This is a genomic window from Bacillus paramycoides (assembly GCF_001884235.1).
In the GTDB taxonomy this organism is placed as follows: domain Bacteria; phylum Bacillota; class Bacilli; order Bacillales; family Bacillaceae_G; genus Bacillus_A; species Bacillus_A paramycoides.
In genome coordinates, this window is sequence record NZ_MAOI01000079.1 from 223190 (window position 1) to 243274 (window position 20085).

The window sequence follows — 20085 nt, forward strand, 5'->3', positions numbered from 1 at the left end:
TGGAGGAGAAATAATGCGTACAGAAAATTTAATTATAAACGGTTACGGTTCATCGAATGGCGGCGAGTTTCATAAAGTACAACTAAATGGAAAAGGAACTGTTAATGGAAACGTTGAATGTGACCAATTCGAATGTAATGGTTACGGTACTGTTACTGGTGATTTGAAAAGTAGTAATGCAAGAATTAGTGGATCAGGTAAAGTTGAGGGTACAGTTAGTGCAGATATGATGCGAATCGATGGGAAAGCGACAATTACACAAGATGTAAAGGCGAACACTTTGAAAATTGCAGGAAAAGGAACAATAGGTGGAAATGTAACCGGTGAAGAATTTAAAATCAATGGCCAAGCGACGATTGATGGTAATTGTGAAGTAGATACTTTTTCTTCAGAGGGACAATTTACAGTTGGTGGATTATTAAGCGCAGATGAAATTAATATAAATATTCACGGCACATGTAGAGCGAAAGAAATTGGTGGTCAAACCATTAAAGTAAAACATAGATTGAGTGCTTTTAGTCGACTATTTAAAACAGTATTTGGCTTACAGTTAGAAGCTGAACTGCTAGAAGGTGACAATATCGATATTGATTATGCTCACATAAAAACGGTAAGAGGAAACAATGTTACAGTAGGACCGAACTGTGAGATTGAACTGATTGAATATACCGGGGTTCTTAATGTTGATCAAAGCGCAAATGTAAAAGAAATTAAGCAGGTTTAAAGGAAGGGAGAAATCAGTATGGAACATCAACATAGCCTTACAGTAAATGGTTCTGGCAATTCAGCGGGGGGAGAATATAACAAAGTAAAGATACGTGGCGAAGGAACAATCTCTAACAATATGAGTTGTAATGAGTTTAAGACATACGGGACGAGTGATGTACGTGGAAATATGAAAGCTAAACATTATGTCGTGTATGGAGATAGTGAAGTGCAAGGCAATGTAGAAGCGGAATATGTAAAAATATATGGTAATACACAAATACATGGTGATGGTCATATTCAAAAAACAATAGTTAGAGGTATGATTGAAGTTAAAGGGAAGTTTTCAGGTGATTTCGTAGATGTGAAAGGCGCTTTAAATGTGAAGGGAGATATAGAGGTAGAAAAATTATTACTAACTGGTGGTCTTGAAAGTGATGGTTTGCTTAATGCTGAAAATATTGAAATCTCACTACGTTATGAAGGAAGTAAAGTGAGAGAAATCGGTGGGAAAAAGATTACAGTACGTAAAAAAGCGAGATTTATTCCTTTTACAAGTCATGCCGGAAACCTTCAAACATCAATTATTGAAGGAGATGATATTTATTTAGAACATACAATAGCAGACGTAGTAAGAGGAAATCATGTTATAATTGGTCCTGGCTGTGAAATTAGTGTTGTAGAATATCATACTAGTTTTAACCAGAAAGGGAAATCAGTCGTAAAAGAACATAAACAAATGTAAGTAGTATGAGGGAGAGCAAGAGATATGGTTGAGAAGAATAATAAACTCGGCTTCGTTGTTGCCGGTTTATTGCTGGGCATCTTAATGGCATCAATGGATAATACCATTGTCGTAACAGCAATGGGAACGATTGTTGGTGACTTAGGAGGTCTTGAAAACTTTGTATGGGTTGTTTCTGCCTATATGGTTGCAGAAATGGCAGGTATGCCGATTTTCGGTAAGCTATCAGATATGTATGGCAGAAAGAGATTCTTTATTTTCGGTTTAATCGTCTTTATGATTGGTTCGGCACTTTGTGGAACTGCTGAAAATATTACACAGTTAGGTATTTATCGTGCCATTCAAGGTATTGGCGGCGGGGCACTAGTGCCGATCGCATTTACTATCGTTTTTGATATTTTCCCACCTGAAAAGCGCGGAAAAATGGGTGGATTATTCGGAGCAGTATTTGGTTTATCAAGTATCTTTGGGCCACTACTTGGTGCATATATTACGGATTACATTAGTTGGCACTGGGTGTTCTATATTAACTTACCACTTGGAATTTTAGCACTTATTTTTATTACATTATTTTATAAAGAGTCACGAGTTCATAGAAAGCAAAAGATTGATTGGTTCGGCGCAATTACTTTAGTTGGTGCAGTAGTTTGTTTAATGTTTGCGTTAGAATTAGGCGGGCAAAAGTATGATTGGGATTCTAGCTTTATTTTAAGTTTATTTGCTGGGTTTGCTATTTTAATAATTGGATTTATTTTTATTGAACGAACAGTAGAAGAACCAATCATTTCATTTGAAATGTTTAAACAACGTCTGTTTGGAATGAGTACAATTATTGCATTATTTTATGGAGCGGCATTTATGTCAGCAACTGTGTACATTCCGTTATTTATTCAAGGTGTATACGGTGGCACCGCAACAAACTCAGGATTATTGTTATTACCAATGATGTTAGGTTCAGTCGTAACAGCGCAGCTAGGTGGATTTTTAACATCGAAACTTAGCTACCGTAATATCATGATTATTTCTGCTGTAATTATGCTAATCGGATTATTCTTATTAAGCACGTTAACACCAGAAACAAGCCGTGTACTATTAACTGTGTATATGATTATTATCGGTTTCGGAGTCGGTTTCTCATTCTCTGTACTAAGTATGGCTGCTATCCACAACTTCGGTATGGAGCAGCGCGGGTCTGCGACTTCAACGAGTAACTTCATTCGTTCATTAGGTATGACACTTGGTATTACAATCTTTGGAATGATTCAAAGAACTGGTTTCCAGGATCAATTAGAAGAGGCATTTAAAGGTATGAGCGGGGGAATGAATACAAATGCTTTGGGAGATTCAAGAGCTATTCTATCAGAATCTGCAAGATCTCAAATTCCACCGCAAATATTAGATAAAATTATTGAAGCTCTTTCTAGTTCAATCGTTCATACATTTATGTGGGCGTTAGTCCCAGCAGGTTTAGCGTTCGTATTCATTTTCTTTATGGGAAATGAGCGCATGGTATATAAGAAAGAGCAAAACAAGATAAACAGTGAGACATCAAAAGCATAAAGAAAAAAGCTCCTTTCAATTTGGAAAGGAGCCTTTTTGTATGTACGAATCTCAATTAGCCTTCAATAATTTCGTATTCTTCGTCTGCTAATAATAAAATTTGTGTTTTCTTACCTTTATTTTGAACTTCGATTACATCATATGTACCTAAGTCTCTTAGCTTGCTTTGAGAAGCGTTAACCATAACTTCCATAGAATCAATTAAGATATCTTCTTCAATGTATGATTCAGGCAATGCCATATCTTCAGTAGCTAATACACATTCATATAGATTTTGTAAGTTTTCAGCCGTTGGGTTTTGTTCCTCAACATCAATAATGTTTTTTACTGCTTCCATATTTTCTTCTTTTGCTTGGTATACTTTAATTTTAGCCATTGTTTTAATCTCCTTTATAACGTAATCGTAGAGGCTACAATTGATTCAACTAATCATAAGAGCGAGATAAAGTCCCTCTCTAATAGAAGTTTCACTTTATTATAACGCTTTTTTGTAAAAAGATGAAATTGTTATGTGTACTTATATAGAAAATTATATATTCTTCACATATTTTGTTCATTATTTGCGAATAATCATATATTCACTTTAAAAATGATGCGGAAGTATTGAATGTAGGATGAATTAAAAGCAGTTATTAACTAGCTATAGCATCATTTCAATGTAAGTAGATGTTATAATGAGTTTGTATTTGCGTATGATTTATAATTATTTGATTTTTTAATGAAGTACACAACTTCTGTTAAAAAGGAATCATTCTTTTCAAATTTGGATGATTAACGTGTGTTCAAACGGAAAATTGATTTTCAAAGAAAGAAGGAAAGTAAATGATATATGAATCAAATATACATACAAGAAAAAAATTAGTTTCTATGTTCGAGGATTTTAATAATGTTGTTCTACTTTCTTATTTACAAGGACATATGGGCACCGCTTGGGTGAACGATCTCGAAAATCCGACAGTAGCGCAAATTACAGTGGGGATTTTCACATTTTATGGCGGAGATCCAACCGCGGTAGAAACGGAAGAGTTATTACGTAACATTCCTGAAAGAATTTTAGTAATTGTAAATAGTGATGAGTGGAAAAAGCGTTTAGAAGCATTTCATGAAAGAAAAATAGATAAGATTTTACGGTATAAATTCAAACGAAATCCAGAATTGTTAAATCGTACGAAATTAAAATCATTTATAACGGTACTTCCAAATGGATATGAATTAAGAAAAATAGATAAGTATATTGCAAATAACCCAACATTACACAAAGTTTCTGAAGATTTTACAAGTCAATTTAGTTCAATAGATGATTATGTAAATCGAGGTGTAGGTTATAGTATTTTGTATAATGGAGAAGTCGTATGCGGTGCATCATCATATAGTATTTATAATGATGGTATCGAAATCGAAGTTGCTACTGACCCGAATCATAGAAGAAAGGGATTGGCGACTGTAGTTAGTGCGGCATTAATATTGGATTGTTTAGAAAATGGAAAATATCCAAACTGGGACGCAGCGAATAATACGTCTGCCAAACTAGCAGAAAAGCTAGGATATGTTTTTGATAAGGCGTATGATACTTATTTTGTGAATACTAGGTGAATGAAGGCGAAGTTGTACGAATTGTACAACTTAAAAAATTTAAAGGGAACGAATGAAGATGAAAATGTTTGCCATAGAATGGTTGATAACTCCTATTGAAAAATTGGAGAATCATATAACTAGTTAAATGATGAGGAGATTTCACAATCTATTGACTAAAAAACCGGCTTTTTAAGTCGGTTTTTATTTTTAACAGATTTGGCGTATATGTTGTTTGAATAAAGAAGCTAATTAAATAGCATAGATAATTACTTGTTATAATGTGAGGTGTAATACAAAGTACATTAACTCCTTTTTTACAAAACTCACAACTTAAATAGTAATACATGTTTATCATAAGTTTCTAAACACCAATTATATTTTTTTAGAATAATTGGATGGACAACTTCTTGAGTATTATCAACTTCAGTAAAGCCGTATTTTTTATAAAAGCTTTCTAGTTCCTTAAAAGGAAGACAATACACATTTTGTACTTGTAATTTTTTTGCAGTTTGTACTAAAAATGAAACAAGTTCCCCAGCTAATTGTAGACCTCTAAATTCAGGGAGAATAAAAATCCCTCCCATTTCAATAGTATCTTCATCTATTCGGACTAATCGACCGACACCTGCATACTCATCGTTGTATGTAATGATCGCAACTTTATCCCGCTTTAAATCACTCGGTACAAATCCTATTGATTCGTATTGGATATTAATCCATTCTAAATCATTAGATGTAGCTAATTGAATCCCCATAATTGTTCCTCCTTTAGACAAAAACTAATATTCTCATTATATATATTACGAGGCAAATTGTAATTCATATATGGCATAATAATTAGTGGGAATAAGTGAAAACGAAATCATTTTTATAAATAGTTAAAGTTTTGAAGAAGAGTGCATACAATATAGAGTACTTTTCCTTTCTTCATTCTTGTTTTACGTATATAATTTAAAAGTAATATTTTTATTTTATTTTTTTATATATTTATAACAGAATAGAGGTTTAAAAATGGGCGTTAAAATCATTACGGATAGTGCGGCGGATTTACCGGAAGAATTGCTGCAAGCATATGATATAGATTTAATTCCACTCCGTGTATATGATGAAGCAGAAACAGAGTATTTAGATGGGGTTACATTAGAGTCAGTTACATTATTGCAAAAAATGAGAGAAGGCGCTGCTTACAGAACTTCATTGCCTTCACTTGAAACATTCCAAGAAAAGTTTGTTTCCTATGCAAAAGAAGGAAATCCTTGTATATATTTAGCTTTTTCATCTGAATTGTCTGGTACATATCAATCGTCAGTTGTCATTAAAGAAGAAGTGAAAGAAACATATGCTGAATTGGATTTAGAAATTATCGATACGAAATGTGCTTCGCTTGGTCAAGGGCTTGTCGTATTAGAAGCTGCTAAAATGGCAAAAGAAGGCGCATCAAAAGAAGAAATCTTAAACCGTGTCGCTTTTCTAATGGAGCATATGGAGCACATCTTCACTGTAGCTGACTTGCAGTACCTTGTTAGAGGTGGACGTTTAAGTAAAGTAGCCGGTTTCATCGGTGGTTTATTAAACATTAAGCCGATTTTAAATGTGGAAGAAGGAAAACTTGTACCACTTGAAAAGGTAAGAGGAAAAAAGAAAGTATTAAGCCGAATTGTTGATATTATGGAAGAGCGTGGAAAAGACCTTAAAGGTCAAACAATTGGTATGACACACGGTGATGATCTAGAAACAGCTGAAGCACTAAAAGCGTTAATTACAGAAAGATTTGGCTGTGAAGTATTTATCGTTAATACAATTGGTGCAGCAATTGGTGCACATACAGGACCTGGTGTTATAACATTATTTTTCTTAAATGAAGTAGAGTAAAGGATTGATCTTTTGATCAATCCTTTTTTCTTTAAATAAAATATAAAATTTATTATTTATGAGTGCTTTGTTTTATAGGTAAGAAGGTATAAAGGAAACAAGTGAAGGCTAGTATGAAACTAAATGTTTCAGTATCATCAACTACTAAACCATTGTTCCACTGATAAAGGAAGGATGCTAGTATTAAAAGAGTAGCAGCGCCTCCAACATATCTTACTATTTTGCGCGTTGAATCTTTTTTTGGTTTTACAATCATGTTTATCATCCTTTCGTGTTTAATAAATAATTCGACAAACTAATTACTAGGATGTGATATTGATAATTCATCTATTAAGCTCATTTAATTTATTTTGATTTACAATAGATGTCTTCCATGTACTAGGTAAATGTAATTAAGCATACGATCTAAATTAAGACTGATAGTTTACATGTAGTTAAATCCTTTTCATTAAGTTTATCGTAATTCAAGTATATGGCGCTATCTTTGTTAATAACAAGTAGTAAAATTGTATGAAAAAAATGGCCAAAAAACCCAAATTTAAACCATTAAATTTAACAAGCTATCTAGAAATAATCATAGTATGAATGTAAAATTAAAATAAGTGATACATTTTTTTACATTTGTGAAATTATACATTTTATTTAGTATGAAAAATCTGTGGATACATAATGACTTAATTCGTAAAAAGCATGAAATGGTTAAACAGGGAGAGTAGAGAGATGGAAATAGGGGAACGTATTCGCCAAGTTCGTATGCATAAAGGATTAACACAGGGGGAAATCGTATCAGGAATATGTTCAATAACATATTTAAGTAGAATAGAAAGTGGGAAAATCAAACCATCATCTTCTTTTATAAAAAAAGTTTCTAACAAGCTAGGTATTGATGGCGATTATCTTATAGATGGCAATTACGAGGAGATAAAGCTTACTATTCTTGAAATATGTAATAAATATAAAAAAGATAAAAGTATAAATGAGGCTGATTTATCTTTGTTAGAATTATACGTTCGTGAAGTGGATTCAATCCCTTCATTATTAAAGGTATATGGTGTACTTATATACTATCATGCCCGACAAAAAAACTTGTTATATGTGAAGTCGCTTGTAGATCAAGCTTCGCAAATGATTCCAAGTCAGGTGGAAATGCAAGATACTGAAGATTATATATATTATTTAAAAGCTCGAGGTTATTATTTTTATTATAAACAAGACTACATTGCTGCACATGATATTTATGTACAGGCTGAGAGTTTACTTGGTGTAGAAGAAACTGAACAACATGCTCATATATACTATAATTTATGTCTTGTATATAAGGAGCTGTATAAAGATAAAAGTATTAGTCGTTTGTATGCCCTGAAAGCTTACAACATATACAGAAAAAATGGTATGGAGAAAAACGTAATAAATACACTTTTAATGCTTGCAGTACTGTATATTATAGATGAGTTATATGAAAAAGCGCTTGAAACCTTACAGAAAGTAGAAAATAGTGTGGCTACTAATGGTGATTCAACGTATTTACCTATAATTTCTTATGATTATGGAAAAATTTATCAAGGTTTGAAAGACTATACGAATGCCATTAAATACTATGAAGAAACTTTGGAATTGAGTAACCTTTTATCGGAGAAACATCAAAAGGTATATGCATTACGAAACATGATAGAGGTGTACATAGAACTTAAAGATTGGAAAAATGTTAATAAAGTTATGAATGAAGCATTTCATTTTTTATCGATTTATGATGTACCAATTGCACATGTCCAACTATCTGGTTTGAAAGCTAAAATATTCAAAATACGTGGAGATTATTATGAATATGAGAAAAATATGCAAAAAGCAATTGAAGTGGGAGTGGAAAAAAAGCAACATCGCTTAGTTGCTGAATTATCCTTTGAATTAGGTAACTTTTATAATGAGAATCGCTCTTATAAATTATCTGCGAAGTACTTTAAAATTTCAGCTGAAAATAAAATGGATTAAAAGAGAAATCCAGCTGAATCCTTTTATAAATTGTAAATTTAAAGAGGGTATCCAAAAGAGTAGGTTGTTTTATGCTCTTAGGGATACCCTCTTTTATTTTTATTCTACAACTACCGGTCGATAGGGTATTGGTGACGATAAAATCATCGAAGTTTTTACTGTACCAAAGGGTATAACGATATCAATTATTTCCTCTAATTCTTTCATTGAGTGAACCGCTACTTTTAAGTAATAGCTACTTTCACCTGTTACTCGGTGACATTCAAGTACCCTATGTTCTTCATATATTTTCTCTTCAAATTTTTTACATGGAATTTTTAAATTTTCTATTCTTAAAAATGCTTGAATTGATTTTCCAACTGCATCTAGTGATATTCGTGCTGTATACTTTTCAATTATTCCTACATCTTGTAATCTTTTTAGTCTTTCCGTAACACTAGGACGGCTAAGGTGTAAATGCTCAGTCATTTCTGTAATTGTCATCCTAGCATCTTCTTGTAATAATAGGGTTATTTTCTTATCGATCTCATCCATTACTCATACTCCTTTACAAAATTGAAAGCAAACTTCTGAAATAGTTCCATAATATAAAATCTAATGTTAAATTACATGCACTTTTGAATGTTGAATAGACTGATAACTTTCTATAATTAAAATATAAATGGAGGTGCATGTAATGTCTAATCATTTCAAAGAAACAATTTCTATTAAAAAGGGAACGGCTTTATACGTCGGAGCCGTTTTAGGATCAGGAATACTTATTTTACCTGGTATGACAGCGAGTATAGCAGAAGGGAATGCGATTATTTCTTGGTTAATTATGATTTTACTAAGTGTTCCACTTGCATTTACGTTCGCTTTTTTATCGATTGAATATCCGAGTGCAGGTGGAATCGCGACCTTTTCAGAAAAGGCTTTCGGTAAAAATGTAGGAGCAATGATAGGTTGGTGTTTTTTTATTGCGGGTAGCGTTGGGCAAATTGTTGTATCAATGACTGGTGGAATGTATATAGTGAAAGTATTTGCTTTACCATCATATTACACGTACATTATTGCGCTAATTATATTGAGTATTTCTATTGCTTTCAATTTATGCGGATTAAAAATGAGTGGATTGTTTCAAATATATATTGGTGTATTAACTTTCTTGATTTTATTCGTAACAATTATAAGTTCGCTACCTTATATTGAAATGAAAAATATAAATATACATATTTCATTAGATAACATACAGCCGATTTTAGAGGCTTCTTTGTTAATATTTTGGTCGTTTTTCGGATGGGAAGCCATTGCAAGTTTGGCCCCAGAATTTAAAACGCCTAGAAAAAGAAATATTATTTTGTCTACGGGATTCGCGATTATTATTATTGGAGTTTTATATGTTGGGATTGCGTTATCAGTAATTGGAACGAAATTATATCATATTAATTCTGATAATAGTACAGCTCTAGTACTTGTAATAAAACAGACATTAGGCGGTCAATTTGCATGGTTAATGGGATTTGTAGCTTTTATGATTTGCTTAGGAACTACAAATGCATTTATTGCTAGTATGGGCCGTTTAGGCTTTTCGTTAGGAAAAGAAAAAGTTGCACCTCGTTATTTAGCATGTATTAATGAAAAAAGAGCAGCACCAACAAACGCAATAAAAGTTGTAGGTTTTATTGCGATAATAGGTTTGTTAATAAGTCTCATTTTTCATATTAGTATAGATAGAATCGTATTAATACCGAATTCACTGGGGATTGTTACGTATATAGTCGGTGCTGCGGCCGGAATTAAGTTAATAAAGAACAGGTTAGGTAAAATTTTTTCTATAATCGCTTTTACATGTTGTGTAGCGGTTTATCCTTTTATTGGCGGAGTCATGCTTATTCCGGTAGTAGTAGCTTTGGCGTCTTTATGCTATTTATATTTAAGAAAAAGTAAACTTGTAAATGGGAGGGAACAGAATAAGGAATGTTAAAATGCATTCGTTTAAGTTTCAATATTTAGAGATATCTAAATATTGAAGGTTCATATATAATTATGGAGGGATGAACTTGTTGTAACTATTTGTAAAAATAGGAGGCTATTAAAATGAATGTGCTTATACAAACTCCAACTAAATGGGATTTATGCAGGCTATATTCTAATGAACAAGATCTTATGTTTTCTATAGAACAGTTAAAAGTAGAATATAAAGCAACAAAAGATCCAGCAACCCTTTCACAACTTATACAGGCTATTGAAAAAGCGGAGTATTATTTATATTGCCGTGCTACTGAAGATGATACGCCACCCGAAAATAATTTACTAAGTGTAACAATAAACCAATTAAAGAAAGAAGTTCAACTATTAATAGAATCTAGTAAGAAGCAAGGTATTAATGATGATAACTCAAGTATTAAACTAATAGAAAATGAATTAAAAGCTTGGGAAGATATGTACATACAATTACGAAATAAGATAGAAGTAATACACGATAAAGAGACATTATCTTTTGGACAAGCGAATTACCTTTCGATGAATAGTGATGATCATAATGAAAGATTAAAAGTATTTGATTCACTTACAAATGCTTTGAGTAAGGAAAAAGAGATTTTTGCTACTGTATTGAATCAAATAGGAAGATTACGTAACACGAAGAGTAATGAATTAGAAAGGAGAGAAGTTTTAACTCAATCCCTTCAAATGAATGGCATTTCTGAAACTGTATTAACTCAAATGTGGAACACAACGGAACAAAATCTTACGAAGCTAGTAAGTGCTTTAAATGTGTATAAAAAAGATAAGGATTCAATTACATGGCATGAACTCATGACATTAAAAGAAAGTAATGAGACAATATTTCCTTTTTCAGTAGGAGTACAAAACATATATGATGCACTAAAAAATGTAGATGAAGAATTGGAAAAGTTCGCACGGAATGCGATTGTGAATGGCTGGGTAGATGCTGAACCGAGAGATAATAAAACGCCAGGTGGATTTTGTGCACCTTTTTTCAGCGAAAAAGAATCACGTATTTCAATGCGTTATGATGGAAGTATTGATAGTGTAAGAGTACTTGCTCATGAATTAGGACATGCTTGGCACTTTTATGTTATGAGTTTTGAACAATCCACTTCATTTTTAGATGATTACTTGCCAATGAGTACAGCTGAATCAGCGTCTATTTTCTTTGAGGTGGTACTTGTAAATCACTTAATAAAAACAGCGGAAAATACTGAAATGAAAAAAGCATTGCTTAGCTGGAAAATTAGAAATAGCTTTAATTATGTAATGGCAATTCGTGCATCGTTTCAGTTTGAGAAGAGTTTTTATGAAGAATGTAAGAAAGGTCCTGTAAGTGCTCATGAAATAGAAAAATTGTCTATAGCGGCGCAAGAAAAGGCGTACGGAAATGCATTATCAGAGTATCAGCCATTCGTTTGGATGAAATACATTCAATTTTATATAGCAGATGTTCCTTTTTACAATTATCCATACACATTTGGTTATTTAGTAAGTTTTAGCTTATTAGAAATAATGAAAGAAAATAAAGATGAATTTCATTTGAGGTATAAAGAATTTTTACGAGAAACAGGAAAGGCCCCAGTTGAAGAACTGATGAAAAAACATTTTGATATTGATCTAACAAATTATGAATTTTGGAGTAAAGCTTTTATACAAATTCATAGGGATATTGATGAATATTTGCAGCTTATATAAGGGGAGAGAGAAGTGGATCAACAATATATAAAAGGAATACCGTTTTCTACTTTGGGGTATTCAAGGGTTATAAGTTTATTAAAAGACTGGTTATATGAAAAGCAAGAGAAACCAAGATTTGTAGTTACTGCAAATCCTGAAATTGTTATGTCTGCTAAGGAGGAGACGGCTAAATCAAAGCTGTTTAAAAAGATGTTATTATCCGCGGATTTAATTACTGCTGATGGGATTGGCGTAATAATTGGCTCGAAAATATTAAAAGGAACACTGGAAGAGCGTGTTACTGGAGCGGATTTAACACACGACTTAATAGAACATTGTAATGAAAAAGGATATCGTGTCTTTCTATTTGGAGCTGCGCCGGAAAGTAATGAAAAAGCATTAGAAAAATTAAAAGAGAAGTTTCCACATGCTTCTTTTAAAGGACGAGATGGATTTGTAAACGGTGAAGAAATAGAAGAAGTAAAGACTCAAATTCAACAATTCAAGCCACATTTACTACTAGTTGGTTTAGGTTCACCTAAACAAGAAGAATTTATCTATGACAACTTACAAACATTAAACGTTCCACTATCTATTGGTATCGGAGGCATGATTGATATTTTATCAGGCACTGTAAAAAGAGCACCCAAAATAATGAGAGATACTGGAACAGAATGGTTGTATAGATTAATTTCACAACCAAAAAGAATAAAGAGGCAACTTGTACTTCCGAAGTTTTTACTATCGGTTATGGCGGAGAGGATTAAAGGGGTCACAAATTAATAAAGGGGACTACATATATGAACAGAATCGGTATTATCGGAGCAATGCAAATTGAAATAGACTTACTTTTAGAGAAACTACATATAAAAGAAGAACATACTATTGCCGGAATGCCTTTTTATAAAGGAAAGTTCATGGATACAGAAGTTATTATTACTCGATGTGGTGTAGGAAAGGTAAATGCAGCGGCATGTACACAAATATTAATTAATAAATATGATGTGGATTCTATCATTAATACAGGTGTTGCGGGTGGATTGCATCCTGATGTGAAAGTTGGCGATTTAGTTATTTCTACAAATGTTACGCATCATGATGTTAGTAAAAATCAAATGAAGAATTTATTTCCGTTTCAAGAATCGTTTACTGCAAGTAAAGAATTAAGAGAGTTAGCACGAGAAGCTTGTAATAGTAGTAGTTTAAACATTTCTGCACATGAAGGAAGAATTGTCAGCGGAGAATGCTTCGTTGAGGATTCAATATTAAAGATTAAACTTATCAATGAGTATGCACCACATTGTACTGAAATGGAAGGGGCAGCAATTGGGCATGTCGCTCATATAAATAACATACCATTTCTCGTTATGAGAAGTATTTCTGATAGTGCAGATGATGAGGCGCAAGTTTCATATGATGATTTCGCGAAAACGGCCGCGAATTATTGTTCAGAAATTATTGTCGAGATGCTTAAAAATAAATCGAGTAAAACTATTTTGTAGTTCAAAAGTAAAGAATGGGAGAGATTGAAATGTTACAAGCACTAATTTTTGATATGGATGGAACCTTATTTCAAACAGAAAAAATTTTAGAATTATCACTAGATGATACATTTAATCATTTACGTTCGCTACAATTATGGGATGCGGAAACACCTATTGATAAATATCGTGAAATTATGGGTGTACCTTTACCAAAAGTTTGGGAAACGCTGTTACCTGATCATTCAAATGAAGTAAGAAAACAAACAGATGCTTATTTTTTAGAGAGATTAATTGAAAACATAAAGAGCGGAAAAGGGGCTTTATATCCAAATGTAAAGGAAGTTTTTAGTTTTATAAAAGAAAATAACTGTTCCATTTACATTGCTAGTAACGGTTTAACGGAATATTTACAAGCAATCGTATCTTATTATGATTTAGACCAATGGGTTACGGAAATGTTCAGTATTGAACAAATACAATCGCTAAATAAAGGTGACTTAGTAAAAAGCATTTTGATGAAATATGATATAAAAGAGGCAGCGGTAGTTGGAGACCGTTTATCTGATATTAACGCTGCAAAAGATAACGGTTTAATTGCGATTGGATGTAATTTTGATTTTGCACAAGAAGATGAGCTTGCTCATGCGGATTTAGTAATAGATGATTTAATGGAGTTGAAGGGGATAGTACCAGAATTGAAGAATACTTACATAACAAATTGAATAAGTTCACAGTCAAATAGATGCTCAGGAGGATATGTTCTTGGGCATTTTTATTTTTTAAAAAGATATATTTTGATAGAGAAAGTAGTTGATTAAACTGGAAAATATACAAATTAAACGAATTGAAGATTTACTAAAGTATGAGATCAATCACCTTGTCAAAGAAAGTAAAGAAGAAGGTTTTAACTTCTTATTAAAATTAATAAATGAATATGAAAGTAAAAGAAATACGTTTAGCAAAACGGGTGAATGTTTATATGGCATTTTTCGAGGTGATACGTTAATTGGAATCGGGGGATTAAATCAAGATCCATATACGAAGGATAATAAGATTGGTCGATTAAGGAGGTTTTATATTTTAAAAGATTATCGGCGGAAAGGATTAGGAAGGATACTGTTAGAGAGAATCATAAGTGATGCAAAAATATATTTTAATATTGTTGTCTTACGTACAGATACAGAACAGGGGGACCGGTTTTATACTTCGAATGGATTTGTGAAAGGAGCAATGTATGTAGGAACGAGCCATTATCTAAACTTAGATAAAAAGATGTAGTGAATTATTATTTGCCCTTCTAGGGAACGTTCGTTCTGTTCTGTGTGGATTTATGGTATGATTTATTTAAATCTATAATTAGAATGGGGAATTAGATGATGGGAGAAAATAAAATTATTAATGATTTCAAAGAATATTCAATTTGGATAAATACATTGAAAGATATGAAAGAAGAATTGTGGATGACACCAATATCTGAGGGGAAATGGACTGTTGGTGAGATCGTATCTCATATTAAGAGCTGGGATGAATACCTTTTACGCGAGACATTATCATCAGTGAGAGATGAGCAGGGAATGGAGTTCCCTGACTTTGATACATATAATAAAATAGCATCTCATTATGCAAAATCGGGCATATCTATGATAAAACTTATTGAAGAAGCACAAGCTAAAAGAGAGTTACTCGTAAAAGAACTTAGCTTACTGCCTACTGGAAAGCTAAAGAAACCTCTAACTTCCAATGGAGTATCTTATTGTCCACATACCGGAATACCGTATTCTCTTATATATATTATTAAAGAATTTGTAGATCACGATAACCATCACAAAAGGCAGATTATTAATTTTTTAAATGAAAATCATATTAAAAAATCAACTTGTTAACTGATAAAAAAAGATCCCACGAATGATACTTGTGGGATCTTTCTTTAATTAATTATAGTTTAACATTCATTTGTTTTAATAAAATCTTCGGATCACCTTTTACATAATAAAAATGCGGATTATTCTCATCATCGTAAAGCATAATGTAAGGTTTTTCGTTAAGTGGGAGAAGGATGAGTACTTCATCGATTGTTGTATGTAGCCATTGATTTGTAATAGGAACAGGTTTCGATAACGGGATTTTTATCATATGACCATCTTTCGGAACGACATTTAAGTTTTTAAATGGACCAGTAATTGATTCTGCATATTGAACTGCTTCTTTTTGAATAGCCGCATCTAAAGATTGTTTTTGAACTACCATTTCTTTTTTGCAATCAAATACTTCAATTTGTTTATTTGTATTTGCGAACGCATTTGTTGATAATAAAAAGAAGAGAAGAGTAATGACTCCTATTTTTTTGAACATAAAACAACACCTCACACTTACTATACCCTCAATTGTTGTAAATATTTTTCTGTCACATTGATGTAACAAAGAAATTGTATGATAGGAGATCATAAAGTAACTATTGGTTTCAAGGTAACGGAGGAAAGAGAATGAAAGTATTAATCGCAGATGATGAACAAGATATGCTGAAGATTTTAAAAGCGTATTTTGAAAAAGAAGGCTTCGAAGTTTTATTAGCGAAGGATGGAGAGGAAGCACTTCAAATATTTTATGATGAGAAAATTGACTTAGCTATTTTAGACTGGATGATGCCGAAAAGTAGCGGTATTACTGTCTGTCAGGAAATAAAAAAGAATTCAAGTGTAAAAGTATTAATGCTTACTGCGAAAAGTGAAAGTGAAGATGAATTAGCAGCACTTCAAAGCGGGGCAGATGAGTATGTGAAAAAACCATTCCATCCAGGAGTGCTAATAACGCGAGCGAAAAAGCTTGTACAACATGATGATGTGATCCAAGTTCAAGATTTAAAAATAGATTTCACTAAAAATAAAGTGTATAAAAATGAAAAAGAATTAGACATTACAAAGACAGAATTACAATTAATAAAATGCTTTTTAAGTCATAAAGGAACGATTTTAACACGGAAAAAGTTGTTAGATATCGTCTGGGGATTTGATTATTTTGGAGAAGAGCGAACGGTTGATACGCATGTAAGAAGATTGCGTAAAAAAATTGGAGAAAATATAATAAAGACGCATCGCGGTTTAGGATATAGTTTGGAGGAAGAGTGTGAATAAGCTTGGAAAAAAGTTATTTTTCAGTATTTCTTTAACAGTCATCCTTATTTTTTCGATCTCTTTATTATTGATTAATTATTTTTTGCCAAAATATAATATATACAAAACACGTGAAAGTTTAGATGGAATTACAGCACAAATACAGTCGATACCGAGGGAACAACTTGATGACGCTAGTCATAGTATTGAAAGTGAAGATAATGTTACGATTGCGTACACATCAATAAATAATTCGGAAGATGATATTAATGATGAATTACGTCTGCAACTTACAAGAAAGAGAGTTGTACTAAATAAACTTTGGATTACAAAAGAAGAAATTACGAAAGTGAAGAACGTTGGGCAATCAAATAAGATTTATGATCAAGAGAAGATAAAATCTAGTTTTTTTGCGAAATACATTGCGAAAGATGATATGTTGATTTTAGTAGGAGTTTCTATCGCACATTCCAATGAAGTGATAAAAACACTTAACTCATTTTATTTATACATTATAGGTTTTTCAATATTTCTTGTCGTTGTACTTGTTTGGATACTTTCAAAAACAATTACAACTCCATTGAAAGAATTAAGTGATGTCGCTGAAGATATTTCAAATCTAGATTTCAAAAGAACGAAAGTGAAAACGAATGATGAAATAGGTGATTTAGCAAATAGTATTAACGTCATGAGTGATAAATTGCATGAAGCACATAAAGATTTAACAGATCGAAATGAACACTTAAAACGATTTATGGGTGACGTAACTCATGAATTAAAAACACCAATCGCATTAGTGAAAGCATATTCTATGGGCATAAAGGACGGTTTAGATGATGGTGCGTTTGTGGATACAATCATTAAACAAACAGATCAAATATCAAACTTAATTGAAGAACTATTACGATTTTCTAAACTAGAAAGAGATGTTTTGCAAAAAGAAGAATTCCCTATTGAATCATTAGTTCAAAGCATAGTAGATAAGCATAAGATTGAACTGGAATCGAAAGGAATCTATATGCAGGTGGACTTTAACACTGATAATTCGATTGTTTATGCTGATATAAATAAAATGAGAATGGTCTTTCAAAATTTAATTTCTAATGCGATAAAATATACAACGAATCAAAATATTAAAATCACATTAGAAGAGAAAAATGATGTTGTGTATTTTCAAGTTCAAAATGGAATTGATACTGAGGGAATTAAAGATATAGATAAAATTTGGGAGCCTTTTTACGTATTAGAATCTTCTCGTAGTAAAGAAAAATCAGGGACAGGATTAGGGCTAGCGATTGTAAAAAGTATATTAGAAAGACATGGTTTTGAATACGGAGTTTCTGTAGAAGATGGGGAAATACAATTTTATATATATATAGATAGGAACTAATTGTTGTTAGTTCCTTTTCTATTATCTAAAAAGATTCGAATGTTCTACAAATTTCTCAACTGTTTATATGAAATATAAACTGAATTTTCTGTAATTTTAATGTATAGTAAGAGAAGGAATATATGGGAGGGAAGTGCATGGAGAAAAAGAAATTAGCAATTACGCTGTCGACTATATTATCTTTAACAATTACTTCAGGAGTTTCTAATATGACTGCACATGCAGAAAGTAAGGAAGGGGCCTCTGTAAAAGGGAGTGATATTAAGTTAAATGGTCAAGTTTCAGAAGCTTTAATTCCAAACACGAAAATTGAATTAGAAAATGGGATGACGAAACCAATCTATTCTCTTGATGATTCAATTATTGAGAATTTATTTGTAGAGACAGAAGTTGATAGTGATCGAGATGGTAAAAAGGATCGTGTATCTATTAAGGTTATGCGTCCAAAGACTGATCCGAATGTGAAAGTTCCTGTTATATATGAAATGAGTCCATATCGTGCTGGGTTAAAAGATGTTCCTGTTTATAATGTCGATGAAGAATTGTATGCGTATGAAGGAAAACCGTATGCAGCGGTTAATCTTGGTTCGTACGGCAATTATTACGTTCCGAGAGGATATGCAGTCATTTTAGGGGAAAGTATCGGTACTGGAAAATCAGATGGATGTCCGACAACTGGAGATGAACAAGAAATACTTGGAACAAAGTCTGTTATTGATTGGGTAAATGGACGTGCAAAGGCATATACAGAGGATGGTAAGGAAGTAAATGCAAATTGGTCTACGGGTAATGTAGGTATGACAGGAGCTTCTTATAATGGGACATTGCCAAATGCTGTCGCAACGACTGGAGTTGAAGGTTTAAAAACAATTATCCCAATCGCGGCGATTAGTAGTTGGTACGATTATTATCGTGCAAATGGGGCGGTAATTGCGCCAGGTGGTTATCAAGGAGAAGATACAGATAATATGGCGGAAGCAGTACTGACAAGAAAGAACCCTGAAGTTTGCGGGCAAATAATTAACGAACTTACTGCTGGACAAGATCGAAAAACAGGTGATTATAACGATTTTTGGGATAAACGTAACTATGTAAAAGACGCTAAAAATGTGAAAGCTAGTGTGTTTGTTGTTCACGGTTTAAATGATTGGAATGTAAAAACGAAGCAATTCGCACAGTGGTGGGAAGCTCTTGGTGAAAATAATGTTCCTCGTAAAATGTGGTTACATCAAGGGGGACACGGCGGGACAACAAGTAATAACTGGCAGCAAACACAAAATAAATGGTTCGATTATTGGTTATATGGAATTGAAAATGGAATTATGGATGAACCGATGGTAGATGTGCAACGTGAAAATAAAACGTGGCAAAAAATAAAAAATTGGCCAGATCCGGCGGCTGTACCATCAAAAATCCGTATGTATTTAAGTAATAAAGCAGTCAATCTGCCATTAAGTATGGGATCAGTAAACAATGTTTTCTCATTTGTAGATGATGCTAAAATAAAGTCGAATCAATTAGTAGAAAACCCAGAGCTAGAAGTAGCAAATCGATTAGTATATACAATGCCTGTACTACAAAAAGATATGCGAATAAGCGGTACGCCGAAGATTTCATTTAAAGGGAATATTGATCGGTCTGTATCAAATTTAACAGCATTACTTGTTGATTATGGCGGAGCAAAGCCTGAAATCGTAACGAGAGGTTGGATGGATTCACAAAATTTGAATAGTATAAATAATTCAACGGTGATTCAACCTGGTAAAGATTACACATTTACATGGGACATGCAGCCAGATGATTACGTATTTAAAGAAGGACATCAAATAGGAGTCGTTTTAATCGCAAGTGACTACGATTATACAATTAGGCCGAAAGCAGGAACAAAGCTAACAGTGAAATTGAGTGAAGTGACATTGCCTATTGTAAAGTAAAGGTTTATGAGATGAATGAGAAAGGAGAGCTTACTAAGGTAAGCTCTTT

The 20085-nt window shown here is 32.6% G+C and carries 21 protein-coding genes; 16 read left to right on the top strand and 5 right to left on the bottom strand.

The features are described from left to right. Window positions 1-13: 13 nt before the first annotated feature. The 3 genes from BAU28_RS17220 to BAU28_RS17230 are packed head-to-tail and all read left to right on the top strand — an operon-like array spanning window position 14 to window position 3010. On the top strand, window positions 14-724 hold the full coding sequence (locus tag BAU28_RS17220; protein WP_002172355.1) for a bactofilin family protein: 711 nt from the start codon (window positions 14-16) through the stop codon (window positions 722-724). A gap of 18 nt (window positions 725-742) precedes the next feature. Further along, a complete protein-coding gene (locus BAU28_RS17225) occupies window positions 743-1450 on the top strand; it encodes a polymer-forming cytoskeletal protein (protein WP_071719286.1) in 708 nt (235 codons plus the stop codon). 24 nt (window positions 1451-1474) lie between these two features. Next, entirely contained in the window at window positions 1475-3010 is a 1536-nt protein-coding gene (locus BAU28_RS17230; protein ID WP_071719287.1) for an MDR family MFS transporter, read from the top strand. Window positions 3011-3065: 55 nt separating this feature from the next. Here BAU28_RS17230 and BAU28_RS17235 read toward each other — a convergent pair whose 3' ends face one another. After that, a complete protein-coding gene (locus BAU28_RS17235; protein WP_001062736.1) occupies window positions 3066-3386 on the bottom strand; it encodes a hypothetical protein in 321 nt (106 codons plus the stop codon). Window positions 3387-3832: 446 nt separating this feature from the next. On the opposite strand from BAU28_RS17235, the gene BAU28_RS17240 reads away from it, so the two are divergent. Continuing rightward, window positions 3833-4603: a GNAT family N-acetyltransferase gene (locus tag BAU28_RS17240; RefSeq protein WP_071719288.1), complete on the top strand. Its 771-nt coding sequence runs from the start codon at window positions 3833-3835 to the stop codon at window positions 4601-4603. A gap of 305 nt (window positions 4604-4908) precedes the next feature. On the opposite strand, the gene BAU28_RS17245 is transcribed toward BAU28_RS17240, so the two are convergent. Then, window positions 4909-5340, bottom strand: a complete 432-nt coding sequence (locus tag BAU28_RS17245; protein ID WP_071719289.1) for a GNAT family N-acetyltransferase — start codon at window positions 5338-5340, stop codon at window positions 4909-4911. 256 nt (window positions 5341-5596) lie between these two features. Here BAU28_RS17245 and BAU28_RS17250 point away from each other — a divergent pair, with 256 nt between their 5' ends. Then, window positions 5597-6457: a DegV family protein gene (locus BAU28_RS17250; protein WP_071719290.1), complete on the top strand. Its 861-nt coding sequence runs from the start codon at window positions 5597-5599 to the stop codon at window positions 6455-6457. Window positions 6458-6509: 52 nt separating this feature from the next. Here the strand turns inward: BAU28_RS17250 and BAU28_RS17255 are convergent, their stop codons facing one another. After that, the gene (locus BAU28_RS17255; RefSeq protein ID WP_071719291.1) at window positions 6510-6713 is read right to left on the bottom strand and encodes a hypothetical protein; all 204 of its coding nucleotides are present in this window, start codon (window positions 6711-6713) and stop codon (window positions 6510-6512) included. A gap of 464 nt (window positions 6714-7177) precedes the next feature. On the opposite strand from BAU28_RS17255, the gene BAU28_RS17260 reads away from it, so the two are divergent. Beyond that, window positions 7178-8446, top strand: a complete 1269-nt coding sequence (locus BAU28_RS17260; protein ID WP_071719292.1) for a helix-turn-helix domain-containing protein — start codon at window positions 7178-7180, stop codon at window positions 8444-8446. A gap of 99 nt (window positions 8447-8545) precedes the next feature. On the opposite strand, the gene BAU28_RS17265 is transcribed toward BAU28_RS17260, so the two are convergent. Then, a complete protein-coding gene (locus BAU28_RS17265; RefSeq protein ID WP_071719293.1) occupies window positions 8546-8980 on the bottom strand; it encodes an Lrp/AsnC family transcriptional regulator in 435 nt (144 codons plus the stop codon). A gap of 142 nt (window positions 8981-9122) precedes the next feature. Between BAU28_RS17265 and BAU28_RS17270 the strand changes: the two genes are divergently transcribed. The 7 genes from BAU28_RS17270 (at window position 9123) to BAU28_RS17300 (ending at window position 15485) form a co-directional block, all read left to right on the top strand. Then, window positions 9123-10412, top strand: a complete 1290-nt coding sequence (locus BAU28_RS17270) for an APC family permease (protein ID WP_071719294.1) — start codon at window positions 9123-9125, stop codon at window positions 10410-10412. A gap of 113 nt (window positions 10413-10525) precedes the next feature. Then, window positions 10526-12136: a M3 family metallopeptidase gene (locus BAU28_RS17275; RefSeq protein WP_071719295.1), complete on the top strand. Its 1611-nt coding sequence runs from the start codon at window positions 10526-10528 to the stop codon at window positions 12134-12136. Window positions 12137-12148: 12 nt separating this feature from the next. After that, complete coding sequence (locus tag BAU28_RS17280) at window positions 12149-12901, top strand: WecB/TagA/CpsF family glycosyltransferase (RefSeq protein ID WP_071719296.1); 753 nt, start codon at window positions 12149-12151, stop codon at window positions 12899-12901. A 17-nt stretch (window positions 12902-12918) separates the two neighbouring features. Beyond that, on the top strand, window positions 12919-13620 hold the full coding sequence (locus tag BAU28_RS17285) for a 5'-methylthioadenosine/adenosylhomocysteine nucleosidase (protein ID WP_071719297.1): 702 nt from the start codon (window positions 12919-12921) through the stop codon (window positions 13618-13620). 29 nt (window positions 13621-13649) lie between these two features. Next, on the top strand, window positions 13650-14324 hold the full coding sequence (locus tag BAU28_RS17290; RefSeq protein WP_071719298.1) for an HAD family hydrolase: 675 nt from the start codon (window positions 13650-13652) through the stop codon (window positions 14322-14324). A gap of 106 nt (window positions 14325-14430) precedes the next feature. Further along, a complete protein-coding gene (locus BAU28_RS17295; RefSeq protein ID WP_420271268.1) occupies window positions 14431-14880 on the top strand; it encodes a GNAT family N-acetyltransferase in 450 nt (149 codons plus the stop codon). A gap of 98 nt (window positions 14881-14978) precedes the next feature. Next, complete coding sequence (locus BAU28_RS17300; RefSeq protein WP_071719299.1) at window positions 14979-15485, top strand: DinB family protein; 507 nt, start codon at window positions 14979-14981, stop codon at window positions 15483-15485. A 52-nt stretch (window positions 15486-15537) separates the two neighbouring features. Here the strand turns inward: BAU28_RS17300 and BAU28_RS17305 are convergent, their stop codons facing one another. Then, entirely contained in the window at window positions 15538-15954 is a 417-nt protein-coding gene (locus BAU28_RS17305; protein ID WP_071719300.1) for a hypothetical protein, read from the bottom strand. A gap of 131 nt (window positions 15955-16085) precedes the next feature. Here BAU28_RS17305 and BAU28_RS17310 point away from each other — a divergent pair, with 131 nt between their 5' ends. The 3 genes from BAU28_RS17310 (at window position 16086) to BAU28_RS17320 (ending at window position 20036) form a co-directional block, all read left to right on the top strand. Beyond that, on the top strand, window positions 16086-16733 hold the full coding sequence (locus BAU28_RS17310) for a response regulator transcription factor (protein ID WP_071719301.1): 648 nt from the start codon (window positions 16086-16088) through the stop codon (window positions 16731-16733). Continuing rightward, window positions 16726-18102, top strand: a complete 1377-nt coding sequence (locus BAU28_RS17315; RefSeq protein ID WP_071719302.1) for a sensor histidine kinase — start codon at window positions 16726-16728, stop codon at window positions 18100-18102. The genes BAU28_RS17310 and BAU28_RS17315 overlap by 8 nt, the downstream gene beginning before the upstream one ends. A gap of 137 nt (window positions 18103-18239) precedes the next feature. After that, window positions 18240-20036, top strand: a complete 1797-nt coding sequence (locus BAU28_RS17320) for a Xaa-Pro dipeptidyl-peptidase (RefSeq protein WP_071719303.1) — start codon at window positions 18240-18242, stop codon at window positions 20034-20036. Window positions 20037-20085 lie beyond the last annotated feature (49 nt).